This window comes from Actinoplanes sp. CA-051413 (genome assembly GCF_050955795.1).
Lineage (GTDB): Bacteria > Actinomycetota > Actinomycetes > Mycobacteriales > Micromonosporaceae > Actinoplanes.
The window spans coordinates 652,260-669,077 of the sequence record NZ_CP192100.1 but is presented as its reverse complement, the minus strand read 5'-3'; the positions used below and the strand labels follow the sequence as shown (position 1 = coordinate 669,077).

16 protein-coding genes are annotated in these 16,818 nt (G+C 69.5%); 11 read left to right on the top strand and 5 right to left on the bottom strand.

Going from position 1 to position 16,818, the window contains the following annotated elements:
* Window positions 1-228 precede the first annotated feature (228 nt).
* Window positions 229-2,025: an alpha/beta hydrolase gene (locus ACQP2Y_RS03150; protein WP_433724399.1), complete on the top strand. Its 1,797-nt coding sequence runs from the start codon at window positions 229-231 to the stop codon at window positions 2,023-2,025.
* 88 nt (window positions 2,026-2,113) lie between these two features.
* Here the strand turns inward: ACQP2Y_RS03150 and ACQP2Y_RS03145 are convergent, their stop codons facing one another.
* Together ACQP2Y_RS03145 and ACQP2Y_RS03140 are read right to left on the bottom strand one after the other, a co-directional pair.
* Entirely contained in the window at window positions 2,114-3,391 is a 1,278-nt protein-coding gene (locus ACQP2Y_RS03145; RefSeq protein WP_433724397.1) for a hypothetical protein, read from the bottom strand.
* 80 nt (window positions 3,392-3,471) lie between these two features.
* On the bottom strand, window positions 3,472-4,518 hold the full coding sequence (locus ACQP2Y_RS03140; RefSeq protein ID WP_433724395.1) for an NAD-dependent epimerase/dehydratase family protein: 1,047 nt from the start codon (window positions 4,516-4,518) through the stop codon (window positions 3,472-3,474).
* Window positions 4,519-4,650: 132 nt separating this feature from the next.
* On the opposite strand from ACQP2Y_RS03140, the gene ACQP2Y_RS03135 reads away from it, so the two are divergent.
* The 9 genes from ACQP2Y_RS03135 to ACQP2Y_RS03095 all read left to right on the top strand — a co-directional run bounded on the left by ACQP2Y_RS03135 (window position 4,651) and on the right by ACQP2Y_RS03095 (window position 12,183).
* Complete coding sequence (locus ACQP2Y_RS03135; RefSeq protein ID WP_433724393.1) at window positions 4,651-5,310, top strand: glycosyltransferase family 2 protein; 660 nt, start codon at window positions 4,651-4,653, stop codon at window positions 5,308-5,310.
* Window positions 5,307-5,921: a TIGR04282 family arsenosugar biosynthesis glycosyltransferase gene (locus ACQP2Y_RS03130; RefSeq protein ID WP_433724391.1), complete on the top strand. Its 615-nt coding sequence runs from the start codon at window positions 5,307-5,309 to the stop codon at window positions 5,919-5,921. Before ACQP2Y_RS03135 ends, ACQP2Y_RS03130 begins: the two co-directional genes overlap by 4 nt.
* A complete protein-coding gene (locus ACQP2Y_RS03125) occupies window positions 5,918-6,586 on the top strand; it encodes a methyltransferase domain-containing protein (protein ID WP_433724389.1) in 669 nt (222 codons plus the stop codon). Before ACQP2Y_RS03130 ends, ACQP2Y_RS03125 begins: the two co-directional genes overlap by 4 nt.
* A gap of 86 nt (window positions 6,587-6,672) precedes the next feature.
* The gene (locus ACQP2Y_RS03120) at window positions 6,673-7,797 is read left to right on the top strand and encodes a molybdopterin-dependent oxidoreductase (protein WP_433724387.1); all 1,125 of its coding nucleotides are present in this window, start codon (window positions 6,673-6,675) and stop codon (window positions 7,795-7,797) included.
* Window positions 7,794-8,447, top strand: a complete 654-nt coding sequence (locus tag ACQP2Y_RS03115) for a hypothetical protein (RefSeq protein WP_433724385.1) — start codon at window positions 7,794-7,796, stop codon at window positions 8,445-8,447. Before ACQP2Y_RS03120 ends, ACQP2Y_RS03115 begins: the two co-directional genes overlap by 4 nt.
* A gap of 167 nt (window positions 8,448-8,614) precedes the next feature.
* A complete protein-coding gene (locus tag ACQP2Y_RS03110; protein WP_360816134.1) occupies window positions 8,615-9,334 on the top strand; it encodes a response regulator transcription factor in 720 nt (239 codons plus the stop codon).
* A complete protein-coding gene (locus tag ACQP2Y_RS03105) occupies window positions 9,327-10,376 on the top strand; it encodes a sensor histidine kinase (RefSeq protein WP_433724382.1) in 1,050 nt (349 codons plus the stop codon). Before ACQP2Y_RS03110 ends, ACQP2Y_RS03105 begins: the two co-directional genes overlap by 8 nt.
* Window positions 10,377-10,516: 140 nt before the next feature.
* Entirely contained in the window at window positions 10,517-11,026 is a 510-nt protein-coding gene (locus ACQP2Y_RS03100) for a hypothetical protein (protein WP_433724380.1), read from the top strand.
* Between the two features lie 20 nt (window positions 11,027-11,046).
* On the top strand, window positions 11,047-12,183 hold the full coding sequence (locus ACQP2Y_RS03095) for an MAB_1171c family putative transporter (protein ID WP_433724378.1): 1,137 nt from the start codon (window positions 11,047-11,049) through the stop codon (window positions 12,181-12,183).
* A gap of 383 nt (window positions 12,184-12,566) precedes the next feature.
* Here ACQP2Y_RS03095 and ACQP2Y_RS03090 read toward each other — a convergent pair whose 3' ends face one another.
* Complete coding sequence (locus ACQP2Y_RS03090) at window positions 12,567-12,986, bottom strand: helix-turn-helix domain-containing protein (RefSeq protein WP_433724376.1); 420 nt, start codon at window positions 12,984-12,986, stop codon at window positions 12,567-12,569.
* 215 nt (window positions 12,987-13,201) lie between these two features.
* Between ACQP2Y_RS03090 and ACQP2Y_RS03085 the strand changes: the two genes are divergently transcribed.
* A complete protein-coding gene (locus ACQP2Y_RS03085) occupies window positions 13,202-14,404 on the top strand; it encodes a cytochrome P450 (protein WP_433731710.1) in 1,203 nt (400 codons plus the stop codon).
* Between the two features lie 476 nt (window positions 14,405-14,880).
* Here ACQP2Y_RS03085 and def read toward each other — a convergent pair whose 3' ends face one another.
* Entirely contained in the window at window positions 14,881-15,342 is a 462-nt protein-coding gene (gene def, locus ACQP2Y_RS03080; protein WP_433724374.1) for a peptide deformylase, read from the bottom strand.
* Between the two features lie 171 nt (window positions 15,343-15,513).
* Window positions 15,514-16,641, bottom strand: coding sequence for a M48 family metallopeptidase (locus tag ACQP2Y_RS03075; protein WP_433724372.1), 1,128 nt, complete (start codon window positions 16,639-16,641; stop codon window positions 15,514-15,516).
* Between the last annotated feature and the right edge of the window lie 177 nt (window positions 16,642-16,818).

The window sequence follows — 16,818 nt, the reverse complement described above, 5'->3', positions numbered from 1 at the left end:
CGAGGAGCCCGAGTTATCGGATTACGGACGCAGATTTTCGCTGAACTATGAACGACGCGACAGCCGGCAACGCCATTGTCGAGCCTGGATAGACAACGGCCGAATATGAACCGGAGATTGCCGGCCGCACCAACGGCAATCGGACGGCCGAAAAAGGTGGCATCGAGTTTCTACGATCCACCCGACCGCAGCACCCTCGCTGCGGTCACCGTCCGAAAGGCAGTTCGTATGCCCTCTTCTGCCAGTCGTTTGGCGATCGCCGGAATCGCCGGCGTTGTCCTCGCAGCCAGTGCCGTGGTGCCCGCAGTGGCCGCCACGCCGCACACCGTCGCCCCCGTGTCCGCCGTACCGTCGCTGGCCGCCAAGAAGGCCGCGACCACGAGCGCCAAGGAACGTAAGCGAGTCGACAGCGTCAAGACGCCCAAGCTGGGCTGGTACAAGTGTTATGACACGGCGGAATGCGCCACCGTGCGCCTGCCGCTCGACTACGACAAGCCCAAGGGTGCGACGACCGAAGTCGCGGTTCTGCGGGTCAAGGCCCGCGACCAGAAGCGCAAGATCGGCAGCCTGTTCCTGAACCCCGGTGGCCCCGGCGGCTCGGGCACGTCCATCGCGCTCAACGCGCCGCTGTTCCTGAGCGACTCCGTGCTCGACCGCTTCGACATCGTCGGCGTCGACCCGCGCGGCATCGCCAACAGCGAGAACGTCAGGTGCTTCAAGTCCACCAAGGACCAGACCCAGGCGTACGCCGGCCTGAACGTCGCCTTCCCGTACGGCAAGGCCGAGGAGAAGGCGTACATCAAGTCCGCCAAGGCCGTGGCCAAGGCTTGCTCGACGACCGGCAAGAAGATCGCCGGTGCCATGTCGACCGCTGAGGTCGTCCGGGACATGGACGTGCTGCGCCGCGCCGTGGGTGACAAGAAGCTGACCTACCTGGGCTTCAGCTACGGCACCGCGATCGGCCAGTACTACGCCAACATGTTCCCGGACCGCTTCCGGGCGCTCGTCGTCGACGGTGTCATCGACCCGGTTTCGTGGACGGGCACCAGCAAGACGAAGAACCAGATCCAGGACGAGCGCATGCACTCGGCCGACGGCGCGTACAAGGCGCTGCGCGAGATCCTCAAGCGCTGCGACAAGGCCGGCGAGAAGTACTGCAGCTTCGCGGCCGGTGACCCGGTCAAGAACTTCGAGACGATCGCGCAGAAGCTGCGGGCGAAGCCGCTCGTCATCACCGACGAGTTCGGCACCTACACGATCACCTATGCCGACTTCGTCGGCGGCATCCTCGGCTCGCTCTACGACACCTACGCGGGTGACGTCGTGGCCGACCTCTCGTCGCAGCTGTGGACGCTGCTGGCCGCGCCCGCCGCGACCGGTGCCGACAAGGCCGTCGCGAAGAAGGCTGTCATCGAGCGGATCAAGGAAGCCCGCAACCGCAAGCCGGGTCGCGACTTCCCGTACTACAACGACTTCGAAGCCTTCAGCGGTGTGATGTGCACCGACGGTCTGCACCCAAAGGACGCGAACTCGTGGCCGGCCGCGACGGCCAAGGCCGACAAGCGCGCTCCGTACTTCGGCCGCGCGTGGGCCTGGGGCAGCGTGCAGTGTGCCCGGAACTCGTGGACCGTCCGCGACGAGGACGCCTACACCGGTCCGTTCAACCGTCGCTCGGCTGCGCCGGTGCTCGTTGTCGGCAGCTACTGGGACCCGGCCACGAACTACCAGGAGGCTGTCTCCTCCGCCAAGCTCCTGCCGAACAGCCGCCTGCTGTCCAGCACGAATTGGGGGCACACCGCGTACGGCACCTCGGCGTGCGCGACGACCGCGATCGACAACTACCTGCTCAAGGCCACGCTGCCCGCCAAGGGCAAGGTGTGCCAGGGTGACATCCAGCCGTTCACCGAGCCACTGGTGAGCCCGGACAAGCCGGAGGAGATGTCGACGATGCGCGCGGACCAGTCGAAGCAGCTTCCCCCGGTCGCCGACCTGATCCCGGCGTCGGTTCTCAACGGCACCAGGTAGTACCGCAGCGGCGCTGCCGCCGGTTGTCGGCTCTTCGGAGCTGCCAGTCGGCCGGCAGCGCCGCTCTGCGGCCACCATCACGGATCCCCTACCAGCTCGTCAGAAGCAGATGGTTGACCAGCAACGCCATCGCGGCCTGCACGATGAGCCAGCCCCGGCGACTCCGCGGAGGCAGCAGCACAGCGCCCGCGGCGAACCAGACCGCGAAGGGCAGCCAGATCCGTTCCACCTCGGCCTTGCTGAGCCCCGAAACGTCAGCAGCCAGAATTGCCACCAGCGCAGCGATCGGAAGCAGCCGCTCCGCGGTGACCGGTCGCGCCAGCACAGCTCGCCGCAGGATTGGTGCCGCCGCCAGCCCGGCAGACGCCACCACCGCCGCAAGATTCGCCCAGACCCAGTAGCCGTACGAGCGGTGGCTCGCCACGCCTTGGTAGTACCGCTCCACCACGAGCTGGTATCCGTCCCACCACCAGAAGCCGGATGCGGTGAAGGCGGCGATGACCACGCCACCGCCCAGCGCCGCAAGTACAAGCGGCCGCCAACGCCGGGCCAGGAAAACGACTGCCAGCACGACCGGCGCGAGCAGCGTGAGTCCGTACGAGAGATAGAGCGCGAAGGCGAGCAGAACGCCACCGCAGAAAGCGGCCACCGGCGCGCGCCGGGTCAGCCCCCGCGCCAGCAGCATCACTCCCACCGCAGCCAGCCCGGCGAACAGACCGTCGGCGGACGCACCCACCCACACCGCTCCTGGAAACAGCACGGCGAACGGCACGGCGGCCCGGGCGGCTTCCGTGGCATCCGAAGCGCTCCCACCGCCCAGCAGCCGAACTGTCTCGGGCACCGCCACCGCCGCCGCCGCACCGACCAGGACACAGACCATGGCTGCCCATCCCCCGCCACCGAGACCCACGCGGTCCAGGCCGACGAAGACGAGAAGAGCGCCCGGCGGGTGCCCCGAGACATGGGTGGTCCAGGAATCCGGCTGGAAGTCGAGAATCCGAGCAGCGAACCCTCGCAGCATCGCCGGCACATCGGTGACACCGGGCACCTCGTGCAGATACTCCGGCTGCGTGGTGAGGCGACCCGCGAGTCCTCGCTGCCAGCCGTCGACGAGGGCCAGGCTCAGCGTCCAGACGACCGCTGTGCCATAGCCCGCCACTAGCAGGGACCGCCAAGACAGGCGCGTGGCCAGCGCCTGCCCATGCCAGATGACAAGGCCCGCGATCAGCACCGCCAACGGCGTTCCCGGGCCGAGGTGCGGCGCCCAGTGTGCGTAGAAGGGCGCTGAGCTGGCCTGCACCGGATGACCGGCCAGATAGAGCAGGCCACCCACCAAGGCTGCGACGCCGATCAGCGCCAGGGCCACCAGAGCCGCCACGATGTCCGCCCGTGATGAGCCGGACAAATGCGCTCGGGCCCGCGACGACCGGATCCGCTGCAGGGTTGTCACGCCCGCAGCTCCGCGGCGGCGAAGTCAGCCATCCCGGTAGGAAGGTCGATCTCGGCCGAGAAGCCGAGCTCCTTGGCGGCCCGTTCCGGGGAGGCAACCACGTGGCGAACGTCGCCTAGGCGGAACTCCCCGGTCACCACCGGCGCGGGACCGGCCATCACGTCGGACAGGGCCTGCGCCATGTCACCGACCGTCGCCAGGCGTCCCGAAGCGATGTTGTAGGCCGAGAAGGCGGACGTCCCGGTCGCTTCGAGAGCCGCCACATTGGCCCGGGCCACATCGGTCACGTGCACGAAGTCGCGGCGCTGGCGGCCGTCCTCGAAGACTCGCGGTGCCCGGCCTGCCTCCAGGGCAGAGCGGAAGATTGCTGCTACTCCGCTGTAGGGAGTGTCTCGGGGCATCCCCGGCCCGTAGACGTTGTGGTAGCGCAAGGCGACCACTGAACCACCGCTTTGCCGCGCCCAGGCCGCCGATAGGTGCTCCTGGGCGAGTTTGGTGGCCGCGTACACACTGCGTGGCTCGAGTCTGGCGTCCTCGCTGGTGGTGATCGAGACCAGCGGAGCCCGGCACACGGGGCACGGCGGTTCGAACTGGCCGGCGTCGAGATCCGCGGCGGTTCGGGCCGGTGGGCGCTGGGGGCCGTGGTCCGGGCATGCGTACGAGCCCTCGCCGTAGACGACCATGGAGCTGGCCAGCACGAGGCGACGCACCTTGGATCGGGCCATCTCGGCGAGCAGCACGGCGGTGGCCAGGTCGTTGCTGCCGACGTAGTCCGGGAGGTCCGCGAGATTCACGCCCATGCCGACCATGGCAGCTTGATGCACGACGACGTCGACGCCCCGAAGCGCGGTGGCGACAGCATCGCGGTCACGGAGATCGGCGTTCTGGACCGTGGCGCCCGCAGCGGTTGCCGGTAGAGGCCCCCGGTGCGCCGCCGGATGGCCGTTGTCCAGGATCGCCACGGAATGCCCCGCCGCGAGCAGCGCAGCGGTCACGTGGGTTCCGATGAAGCCGGCGCCGCCGGTCACAAGCACATGGGTCACGGCGGCCACGTTAGGCCTCGGCGGCGGGATGCGGGATGGTTCGGCGGGAGGCGTCAGCGGTTCGTAAGAACTGTCCTCGACGTCATTATCTTGTAAGGGTTTCCGCAGGTCTTCCCTCGATAGCTTGCGGACATGACCGATGTGGTGCTGCCCTGCCTGAACGAGGCTCCCGCCCTGCCGTGGCTGCTCACGCGGCTGCCCGCGGGCTACCGTGCGATCGTCGCCGACAACGGCTCGACGGACGGGTCGGCGGACGTCGCACGCGCTCACGGTGCCGAGGTGGTGTCGGTCCCCGAGCCGGGTTACGGCGCCGCCGTGCACGCCGGGCTCCTGGCGGCAGATCCGGACGACGGTGTCGTCTGCATGCTGGATGCCGACGGGTCGTTCGATCCCGCGGTCCTTCCCCGGCTGGCCGATCCCGTCCGAGCCGGTGCGGCTGAGCTGGTCGTGGGGCGACGGCGGCCGACGACCCGGAACGCGTGGCCGACGCACGCCCGGCTCGGCAACGCGGTGCTGTCACAGCGTCTGCGCCGCACCACCGGGCTGCCCGTGCACGACATCGGGCCGATCCGTGCCGCGCGCAAGTCCGACCTGCTGGCGCTCGGGTTGCGTGACCGCCGTTTCGGTTACCCGCTCGAGCTGCTGATCGCGGCCGGCAAGGCCGGCTGGCGGGTCACCGAGATCGACGTCGCCTACCACCCGCGCACCGCCGGCACCCGTTCCAAGGTCACTGGGACGGTGCGAGGCACCGCTCGCGCGATCCGCGACATGAGTGCGGTGCTGGCCCGATGACCCGCATCCTCGTGCTGGCGAAGACGCCCGTTCCCGGCCGGGTGAAGACGCGGCTCTGCCCACCCTGGACACTGGACCAAGCCGCCATGGTGGCAGCAGCCGCGCTGGACGACACTCTCGAAACCGTGGGCGCGGGTGTGCTGGCGGTGGACGGCGACCATCCTGCACCGGCCGGCTGGGACAGGATCGCCCAGCGTGGTGATCAGCTCCCGTCCCGGTTGGCCAACGCCTTCACTGACGCCGGAGCGGGTCCCGTAGTGCTGATCGGCATGGACACCCCGCAAGTGACGCGCGCCCTTCTCGCCCAGGCCGCAGCCCGGCTCGCCGATGCGGACGCCGTTCTGGGACTGGCCGAGGACGGCGGCTGGTGGGCTCTCGGGCTGCGCGATCCCGCCCATGCCGAAATACTCCGTGCGATCCCCACCTCGCTGTCGGACACGGGCGCACGCACCCTCCGGGCGCTGCAGGACTCAGGTTTGCGGGTGAGCTCACTTCCCGTTCTCCGCGACGTCGACACAGTCGCGGATGCTCGTGCGGTCGCCGACCTGTGCCCGGCCGACAGCCAGTTCAGGCGTGTCGTGACCGCTCTCGGTGCGGAAGTGCCGGTATGACCACTACGACTATCAGCAGCCTCGAGATCCTCGATGTCTATGAGGAAGCACTGCGCCGGGCCGAGGCGGGCGAGAACGCCGAGCTCGTCCTGCGGAGCCCGCACGGCTCCGAGCGGGTCATCGATGCCGCGTCCTGGTGCCGTGCCCGGATCCCGGGTGATTCCGGGCTGCTCAGGCGCTGCTCCGGACCGACCCTCGACATCGGGTGTGGTCCCGGTCGGCTCATCAACGCCTTGAACCGTTGGGGTTGTCCCGCTCTCGGTGTCGACATCAGCGCCACCGCTGTTCGCATCGCTCGGGCGCGGGGAGCGACTGTGCTGCGGCGGGACGTCTTCGGGCAGTTGCCGGGGCACGGCCGCTGGCGGCATCTCCTGTTGGCCGACGGAAACATCGGCATCGGGGGTGATCCGGTGACTCTGTTGCGTCGCTGCCGCGAACTGCTCGGCTCCGACGGGCGCCTGCACGCCGAGCTCTCGGCCGCGGGCACGCGCAGCTGGGCCGGCGCCGCGAGCATCCGCGCCGCGGGCGACCCGGCTGTCGCGACGTTCCGGTGGGCGGAGGTGGCGCCGGAGGACCTGGCTGATCTTGCTGAACTGTCGGCGCTGCGGGTGACCGAGACCTGGAAGGAGGCAGGGCGGTGGTTCGCGACCCTCACCCCGGCATGACCACTTCGCCGGCCCGACGCAACCGGCTACCCAGTCTGCTTCGACAGCCGCTCCCTCAACCGCCTGAGGCGTTGCGGCGCGGGCCGTTGAGGGAGGGCGCTTTCCCCTCGACGCTGAGGTCGACACGGCTGACGAGTCAGCTCGGGATCGCCCTCGCGGTCGCCTTCACCATCTGCTTCCTGACCGGGCTGACCAGTCACTTCATCCAGCACCCACCGTCGTGGTTCTGGTGGCCGTCGCGCCCCGCGGGCCTCTACAGATTTACCCAGGGCCTGCACGTCATCACAGGGCTGGCCTCGATCCCGCTGCTCGGCGCGAAGCTCTGGTCGGTCTACCCCCGGCTTCTCGAATGGCCACCGGCGCGAAGTATCGTGCACGGCATCGAACGGGCAAGCATCGCGGTGCTGGTCGCGTCGGCCCTGTTCCAGCTGATCGGTGGCGTTCTCAACATCGCCCGCTGGTACGGCCCCCTGCCGTTCTACTTCACGACCGGCCACTACTGGGTGGCGTGGCTGACCGTCGGCGCGCTACTCGTGCACATCGGCGTCAAGCTTCCAGTGGTCCGCGAGGCATTCGTCCGGCCCGCTCCGGAAGAAGCCGGTCGAGGGCTCAGCAGGCGTGGTCTGCTCGGCACTGTCGGAGCCGCAGCCGGCGTGATCACTCTCGCTACGGCGGGACAGACCATCACCCCGTTGGCGCCGGTCTCCGTGCTCGCGCCGCGACGGTCCACCTTCGGGCCGGAGCACCTCCCGGTCAACAAGACGGCAGCGGGCGCTGGTGTGCGTGATCGAGCAATCGACCCGGCCTATCGCCTGACCATCGCGGGTCCGACCGGCGAAGTCACCCTCTCCTTGGACGGCCTGGCGGCGCTGGAACAGCACACCGTCGTGCTGCCGATCGCATGCGTCGAGGGCTGGAGCGCGACGGGCACCTGGACGGGCGTACGGCTCCAGGATCTGATCGCCCTTGCCGGCGGTGATCCGGAAACGGCGTCCGCCGAGGTGGAATCACTGGAGCAGGGCGGGCGATACCGCACGTCGACCGTCGCATCTCTGCACGTACGGGACCGCTGGACGTTGATTGCGCTTCGGCTCAACGGCGCACCGCTGGATCTGGACCACGGCTATCCGGCGAGGCTCATCGCGCCGAACAGGCCCGGCGTGCTGCAAACCAAGTGGGTCGCCCGGATCACCGTTCAGGAGGCGTCGTGAGGGGCGCGCTGATCGCAGTGGGCGCGATCGTGATGGGGTACGCGGTGCTGGGCGCGGCCACCGACCCGGACCTCAAGCCTGGCGGCGTCCTGCTGTTCCTGGCCGCGGTTCTCGTGGCGCACGATGCAGTGCTCCTGCCGGCGACGATCGCGGGAGGGGCAATCATCGGACGCTTTGCTCCTCGCCGGTTCCTGCCCGGCATCCGGGCGGCAGCGATCATCAGCATCGCCGTCGGTGTGGTCGCACTACCTCTCGTGTTCGGCTATGGCCGCTCCGCCGACAACCCGTCGGTCTTACCACTCGCCTACGGTCGCGGCCTGCTCTTGGTCCTCGCCGTGACCTGGGCTGCCGCGCTTGTGTCGACCGGACTCGTGCGCCACCGCGCCGGTACAACCAAGGGTGACCGTCCGAGGCCTGCTCAAGCCCCGCGTGCGCCATCGCACCACCTGGCCGATAGCCCGGGAGCCCTCAGCACAAGCATGTGCGTGCCATCGTCCGAGTCAGCCGAAGAACCAAGCACGCCATCGTCCGGGCCGGCCAAAGAACCAAGCACGCCATCCCAGCCGGCCGAAGGCCCCAGTTCGTTACCGCCACCACCAGCCGAAGATCCCCGACCGTCGCCGCCTCAGCCGTCCGAAGGACAGCAGTGACTGACTCACACCGCAAGCAACCGCGCCCCACTTCCGGCCGGCCGCGGCCAACGCACGGCATCACCTCCGGCTCCCACTCCCAACCGGCTCAACCAGGCCGGATCCGCCGAGAACCGGCACCCCGCGGCAACACCGTAAGAGGATTGCAAGGTCTCTCGGCCCCGCGCATGGGTAGCGTCGCAGCCGTGAGCCACCGCGTACTCGTCGTCGACGACGACCCGACCGTCAGCGACGTCGTCCGCCGCTACCTTGAGCAGGAGGGCTGCCAGGTCCGACTTGTCGGTGACGGCCTGGCCGCCCTCGCCGCCGTGGCGTCCGAGATGCCCGACATCGTCGTCCTCGACCTGATGATGCCCGGCATCGACGGCCTGGAGGTCTGCCGGCGCCTGCGCCGCGACGCACCCGAGCTACCCGTCGTCATGCTCACCGCTTTGGGCGAGGAGTCGGACCGCGTGCTGGGGCTCGAAGTCGGCGCCGACGACTACGTCACCAAGCCGTTCTCGCCCCGTGAGCTCGTGCTGCGGATCCGCTCGGTGCTGCGCCGGACGGTGGCACCCGTCGCTCCGCCCGCCTCGGCCACTGTCGTCGACGGTGATCTGACCGCCGACACCGGGCGCCGGATCGCTCGCCTCGGTGGTGAGGTGCTTCCGCTGACCACTCGGGAGTTCGATCTCCTGGAGTTCCTGATGCGTCATCCGGCTCGGGCCTGGTCGCGGGCCGAGTTGCTCGACAAGGTGTGGGGCTGGCAGTTCGGCGACCACTCGACGGTGACGGTTCACGTGCGGCGGTTGCGGGAGAAGATCGAGGCCGACCCGGCATCTCCGCGGCGCATCCTCACCGCCTGGGGTGTCGGCTACCGCTACGAACGGGTGTCCGGCAATGTCTGATCTCATTCTCATCGGCCTCTACGCCCTCGCCGCCGGCGCCGCTGTCGGAGTGGTCGGCGAGATTGCTCTGCGGCTGCTGCGGAAGCGGTCGATCATCCTGCACGTCTGCGTGCTGCTGACGATCACCGTCGCTTCCGTCGTGGCCGGCGTCGCCGCTGTTGCCCGGGCCATGTTCCTCTCGGCTCACGACCTTCAGGTCGTGCTGATCACCGTGGCAGCATCGGCCGCGGTCAGCCTCGGTGTGGGCGCCACCTTCGGCCGCCGGCTCGCCACCGCCTCGGTCTGGGCCACCCAGGCCCGCGAGCGGGAACGCCAGCTGGAGGCCGGTCGGCGCGACCTGGTGGCCTGGGTGTCGCACGACCTGCGCACTCCGCTCGCCGGACTGCGGGCGATGGCCGAGGCCCTCGAGGACAACGTCGTCGGCGACCCGGCGACCGTGGCGGAGTATCACCGGCGGATCCGCATCGAGACCGACCGGATGGCCTATCTCGTCGACGACCTGTTCGAGCTGTCCCGCATCAACGCCGGTGCACTGCGGCTCGCGCTGTCCCGCGTGCCGCTCGGTGACGTCGTCTCCGATGCCATCGCCACCACCGCGCCACTCGCTGCCATGCGAGGAGTGCGGATCCTTGCCCGCGAGTCCGGCTGGCCGATCGTGACGGGCGGTGAGCCGGAGCTGAGCCGGGTCGTGGCCAATCTCCTGGTCAACTCCGTGCGATACACCCCGCCGGACGGCACCGTGGTGGTCGACGCCGGAGCCGAGCGCGGTGAGGTCTGGCTGGCTGTGTCGGACACCTGCGGGGGCATCCCCGAGGCCGACCTGCCCCGGGTCTTCGACGTTGCTTTCCGTGGCGAGCGCGCCCGGACGCCGCGACCACAGGATCACGGTCCGGGCAATGCGGCGGCCGGCGGTGGTCTCGGCTTGGCGATCGTCCGGGGGCTGGTTGAGGCGCACGGTGGACACGTCGGCGTACGCAACACCGTCGACGGCTGTCGGTTCGAAGTACGGATCCCTGCGAGTAGCCTGGGCAGCCGAACCTAGACCGGGGGGAACAGGTGAGCCGGCTGCGTCGGCGCTGCGAGCGCCGCCTCGAGAACATTGCCATTCCGAATCCGTTCGATCTGGACATTTTCTGCGCTGCCATGGCCACTTATCGGGGACGTCCGCTCACGCTGCGACCGATGCCCGGGCTCAGCGCGGGCCTGCCGTGCGGGTTGTGGATCTCCGTTGAGACCGCGGACTACGTGTTCTACGACCCGGAGACCTCGCAGCTGCACGCCGAGCACATCATTTTGCATGAGCTGGGTCACATGCTCAGCGGCCACACCACCGGCGTCAACGCCAGCCTGGACGGCAAAGGCAGCGGCGGAATGGGCAGCGGCGACAGCAGCAGGATCGGCGGCGGCGGGATCGGCGGCGGCGGGATCGGCGGCGGGATCAGCGGCGGCAGCGACAACGGCGGGATGGGCAGCGGCGGCGGGATCAGCGGGATCGGCCGGCTGGTGCCCGACCTCGACCCCCGGACGATCAACACGATCCTCGGCCGGGTCAGCTACACCACCACCCAGGAACGCGAGGCCGAGATGCTGGCTTCGTTGATCCGGGCCCGCTCAGCCTTCGGCGCAGCGACCGGTCACCGGTCCGGGGACACACTGGGCCGAGTCGCCGATGTCCTGAAGTTCTCGTCTTGAACGGCGCCCTCACCGGCATCGTGCTCGTGCTGCTGTGGGGCACGGTCGCCGCTCGCCTGCCCTCCCTCTGGCGCGACGCCCAGCAACGGGCGATGTTGGCGACGTTGTTCTCGCTCTCTCTGGCCAAGACGGTGGCAACGCCCGGGGTCAACGCGACGGTCAGCGAATGGATCCCGCAATCACGGGTCATCCCTCACGTTCTCGGCGTCCTCACCGCGTTCTTTCTGCTGCGGTTCGTCTCCCTGATCACCGACTACGACGCTAAGCACCCGCACGCGGCGCGCTACCAGCAGCTGCTGGCCGCCTCGGTGCTGGTTTCGCTCATCATCTTGATCAGCGTCACACCCGGCGGCATCAAGACCAGGGCGACCGAGCTTTCGGGTACGGACATACCGTCGACGGCAGCGGCCTACTGGGTGGTGCTGAACGGATACCTGGGCGCAGTGCTAGCCATCACTACGGCATTGTTCTGGCGGACCAGCCGCTCGGCCTCAGCCGCCCTGCTGCGCAATGGGCTGCGCGCGATGGCTCTCGGCACCTTCCTCGTCGCCGTATACGCAGTGCTGAAAACCGCGGCGATAGTTGCGAACAGCCTCGGCGCCTGGATGCCGATCGAACGAGCCGAGCCCGCGGCCAACGCCCTCCGCACAATCGGAACCATCATCTGCCTCATCGGTGTGACCGTGCCGGCGAGCGGCAAGCTGCGCTCCGTCTTCCACGCCTACCGCTCACTCCTGGCCTTGCGTCCACTGTGGCGGGTCATGCGACAGACCTTCCCCGACGTCATCCTCTTCCCCCGCCGACGGGCGCTGCTCGAATTGGCCGGGGTGGACGAGGTTCAGCTGCGCCTTTACCGCCGGGTGATCGAGATCCGGGACGGCATGCTGACGCTTCGTGACTACCTGCCGGCGGGCACGCTCGATGAGGCGCGGAAGTACGTCGGTGACCGTCCGGCACTGGTCGAGGCGTGCGGTATCGCCCTCGCCCTGCGACTGCACCGGGGCGAGGCGCCGCCGATCGAGAACGGTGACCGGTGGGCGGACATCGGCGGGGAGATCGCCGACGAGGTGGCCTGGCTCAGCGCCGTGAGCGCCGCCTTCCGCCGCGACGAGCCAGCAGCCTTCGCCGCCCGCCGGCCCGCGACCGCAACCCCTTGAACCGGAACCCAGCTCGCCGGCGATCACGCCGCTGAACAGCAAGGGGAGCGCCTCCTGACGGCGCCAGCGACACCTGGTCCGGGCGCCCCGGCTGCCGAGGTGGAACCGGGTGGCGGTGTCGCTGCGGTTGCTAGGGGCCGTCGTTGGCGACCTACGCCGGCGCCGTCCGCGACGCCGCCCGGGCCCTCGACGGCCGAGACGGGCCAGGGAGCTGCCCCGGCCGCTGTTAGCCGTCATGGTCAACAGCGTCGAGAGTGCATGCGTGCCGGTTCCCGGTCCCTGGTGGACCAGCGTGAGGACCCCGGCAACCACAAGGGATCAGCGGCTGCGGCCCCGAAGACAACCTGCCGACCGAGGACCACACCACATCCACCAGCGGGCGCTCAAGCGTCAGGCTTACCCCGGTCGCGTTCCAGCTCCCACACCTTGCGCACCAACTCCCCGATCGTGTCGCGACTGCTCGGTGACACGTCAGCCGCGCGCAGGGCGATCTCCTTCACCTTGGCGTCGCGCAGGGTGCCGAGCAGGGCCAGCTGACTGTCGATCTTCCGTGCCTCGTCGTCGTCCAGGAAGTAGGCGATCGGGACGCCGAAGTAGGTCGCCAGACCCTTCAGGTGCTGCACGGTCGGGTTGGTGCGGCGTCCGGTGCGGAGCTGCCAGATGTACGTGTGCGAGATCTGGATGCCCTGCTGCGCCCGGATGGCCTCGGCCACCGCCATGTAGCTGGCCTCGCCCTGGCCCGCGGACCTGACCTGGGTGAAGAGGCGGTCCAGTTTTTCGGCGATGGAGAACTCGCTGGACACCGCACTCCCCTCGTCGCCGGGCCAAGATGGGACATGCGGATCATACCGACGAAAACCGGTCGCTGCATCGACGCCCATGAGCAGCCGAGGCTGCACATCCCCCGATGTTGGGGCGTCGCTGAACGACCGTAAACTCAGATTGATGACGCTCGGCCGAGCCTAAACGATGCGACCCGCCTGCTCAACCCGCCGGTATCCTTTTCACCGTGACGGACATTGTGGAGAGTCCAGAAGTATCGACCTTGCTCGATGAGTTGACCCACCTGACCGGCCGCGAGGATCCGTACCCCCGTTATCAGCGACTCCGCGAGATCTCCCCCGTCGTGCGCGCCGACGACGGCGCGCTGGTTGTAACCCGGCACGCCGACTGCATCGCGGTCACCCGCGATCCGCGGCTCGGGCACATGCCGTCGCACATGCTCGAGTTCGTCCGGGCCGACTGGGCCGACCACCCCGCGCTGCACCAGCTCTTCACCAGCATCCTGGCGATCAACCCGCCGGACCACACCCGGCTGCGCCGGCTGGTCAGCTCCTCTTTCACCGCCCGCCGGGTCCAGGCCCTGCAGCCGCGGATCACCGAGATGGTCGAGGATCTTCTGGTACGCATGAACGGCGACGTCGACTTCATCGATGCGTTTGCGTTCCCACTGCCGGTCAACGTCATCGGCGAGCTGCTCGGCATCCCCGAGGAGGACCGCGCGCAGTTCCAGGGGCTGGTCCGGGACTGGACCCAGGTGCTCGAAGTGATCACGCCCGAAGTGCTGGCCACTGCCGACCCGGCGGCCGCCACCATCCGGGCCTATCTCGCCGGCCTGGCCGCCGAGCGCCGCCGCAAACCGGGTGACGACCTGATCAGTGCACTGGTGGCAGCCGAGGAGGACGGCGAGAAGCTCACCGAGGACGAGCTGCTCACGATGGCGGCGCTGCTGTTCGCGGCCGGCTTCGAGACGACCACCAACCTGCTGGCCAACAGCGTGGTCGCCCTGCTGCGCAACCCCGACCAACTTGAACTGCTGCGCCGGGAGCCCGGGCTGGCGGCATCAGCGGTCGAGGAGCTGCTGCGCTTCGACACCCCGGTGCAGCTGCTGAGCCGGGTGGCCTGGGACGACGTGGAAATCGCGGGCGTGCCGGTGTCCGGCGGCGAACGGATCGTGGCCTACCTGGGGGCAGGCAACCGCGACCCGGAACGCTTCACCGACCCGGACCGGCTCGACCTTCGCCGCCCGGACAACGCACCGCTGTCCTTCGGCGGCGGCATCCACTACTGCCTCGGTGCGCCCCTGGCCCGTCTCGAAGCGCAGATCGCCATCCCGGCGTTGCTGGCCCGCTTCCCGCAGCTCGCCCTCGCCGGCGAACCCGGCCGGCGCGACAGCCTGGCGATCCGCGGCTACACCAACCTGCCGGTCTCCGTCGGCTGAGCACGACACCAACCAGCCAGGTTCGCCGGGCGGGTCAGCAACGGGCCGGAGGCCGGGGTCAGCGACGGGTGCTCAGCGCTCGCAGCGGAGCGAGGACCGGCTCGCGGCAGAGCGAGGACCGGCGGGCCTGGCTCACCGGGCCGGAAAGGCCGAGGGCCGGGAGGACGCCGGGGGAGGGCCGGAAAATAGGAGCGCCGCTGCGAATTCCACGGGGGAAGAACTCGCAACGGCGTCGTAGGAAAGAGTATCGACCGTGGCGGTTATTGTCCATCCGTACCGTCGATCATCGCCGAATGGCCGAATCTCCGATGGCCCACTCTCCGGTCAGCAGGGGCGGGTCGGCGGAAGCGGCGGCCCGCCAGGCCGTCGCGACGGTCGCAGCCTCCGGTCGGCGGACGCCGCCCCACCGCCCGGCCCGGACCTGACCCGGCTCGGATGAGTACCGGCATTGACGTGCGTAATCAGCCGGCCGGCGATCATTCCGTGACGCCCACCGCCGGCGCCTCGGCGCTCTCCGCCAGCAGCCTCTTACGCTTCTTGCCCGGCAGCCGGTCGACGTAGAGCAGCCCGTCAAGATGGTCCGTCTCGTGCTGGAGGCAGCGGGCCAGCAACCCGGTCCCGTCGATGCGCACCGGCTTTCCGAACATGTCGACGCCCGTCACGTAGGCGGTCGCGGGCCGGCCGACCTCGGCGCGGACCCCCGGGACCGACAGACAGCCCTCGCTGTCGACTTCCAGGTCCCGCGCGTCCGGCACGTGCAGGACCGGGTTCACCACGTGCGCCACGACGTTCGTCTCGGTTGCGTCGGGGCAGTCGACCACGAAGATCCGGGCGTCGACGCCGATCTGGTTCGCCGCCAGGCCCACCCCTTCCGCGGCGGCCATCGACGCGAACATGTCGGCGACGAGTTGTTGCAGCTCCTCGTCGAAGACGGTCACGTCGGCGCATCGCCGATGCAAGACGGGGTTCCCGTAGCGGGTGATGGGTCGTGGGTTTCCGGCACGCGTCTGCACAGCACGATTTTATGCCGTCCGCCGGGCTGGGGACCGCCCGCGCCGGGGGTGGGGTACCGGAGGCGCGGGCGGTCCCGGTCAACGAGGACCGGCAGGTCAGACCGGCGGGGTGTCGTCGGCCGGCGGGTCGGCGGGCCGGTCGGCCGGCCGGCTCTCGCGGCGCGCCGCCCGTCCGGCCGCGTCCGCCGCCGTGCTCGCCCACGCCCGGGCCTTGCCGGCCTGGGTGCCGGCCCAGTCGCCCAGGTCCGCCGCTCCGCCGGTCACCCGGCGGGCCAGCGTCACCAGCGGGTCCTGCGAGGTTTCGAACGACTCGCGGTAGTGGCTCGCCGCCGCCTTCACGTCGCCGGTCACCGAGGTGTTGCCGTCCGAGTCCCGGCGCGGGTAGTCGCCGCCGATGATGCGGCTGTACTCGCCGGAGTCGACCCAGCGGCGCAGTTCCGCCGCGCGGGCCACCGGGACCGGGTGGCTGCTCCACGCCGTCATGCTGATCTTGTGGATGCTGTCGCGCAGGTCGCCGCCGCCCTGGTACTCGGCCGCCTGCTCCAGGAACGCCGCCGTGTCGATCTGGGAGAGGTCGCCGCCGCCGGCCAGTTTCATCAGCAGGCGGGTCGACGCGGCCGGGTCCTGGCCGGCGAGCAGGCCCGCGCGGTCGGCCGACAGTTCCGCCTTGCGCCACCACTCGTACATGGCCGCGATGATGGCGCGCAGGGCGATCGCGCCGATCGGGAGCCAGCTGATGTTGGTCGCCCATTTGGTCAGGATCATCATGATCGTCTTGTAGACGGCGTGGCCGCTGCGTACGTGGCCGATCTCGTGACCCAGCAGGGCCCGCAGCTCGTCGTCGTCCAGCTTCTCCACGGCCCCGGTCGTGATCACGATGAACGGCTTGTCCATGCCGATCGCCTGGCCGTGGATCATCGGTGACTGGTTGACGAACAGTTCCGGCAGCTCGGCCACGTCGAGGGTGGTCGCCGCCTCGGTGAAACGCTGGTACACCCGGGGGTACTGGCGGTGGTCGACCCGGATCGAGCCGGCCAGGTACTGCAGGCGGAAGCCCCGCTCGTTCCACATGCCGAAGAACGCCTTCACGACGTCGTCGAAGCCGCGCAGTTCACGCAGGGCGGTGAGGGCGCCGCGGTCGGCGGGGTGTTCCCACGCCCGGGAGCTGATGTCGGTCAGCGTGACCCGTTGCCGGGCCGGCCGATTCTCGTCGTCGATCGTCATGGTGGTCCTTCCGCGCCTCGTCTGGAGATCCGAGATGAGCTTCGCCAATGGGGCCACCCGGGCGCATCGGCTCCGAGCGGGACTTCACCGTGCGTGACTCAGACTTTCGGCCGACCCGGGCCGCCCGGCGCTGAGGCGTTTTTGATGGACCCGACCGCTTGTTACGGGATCGTCACC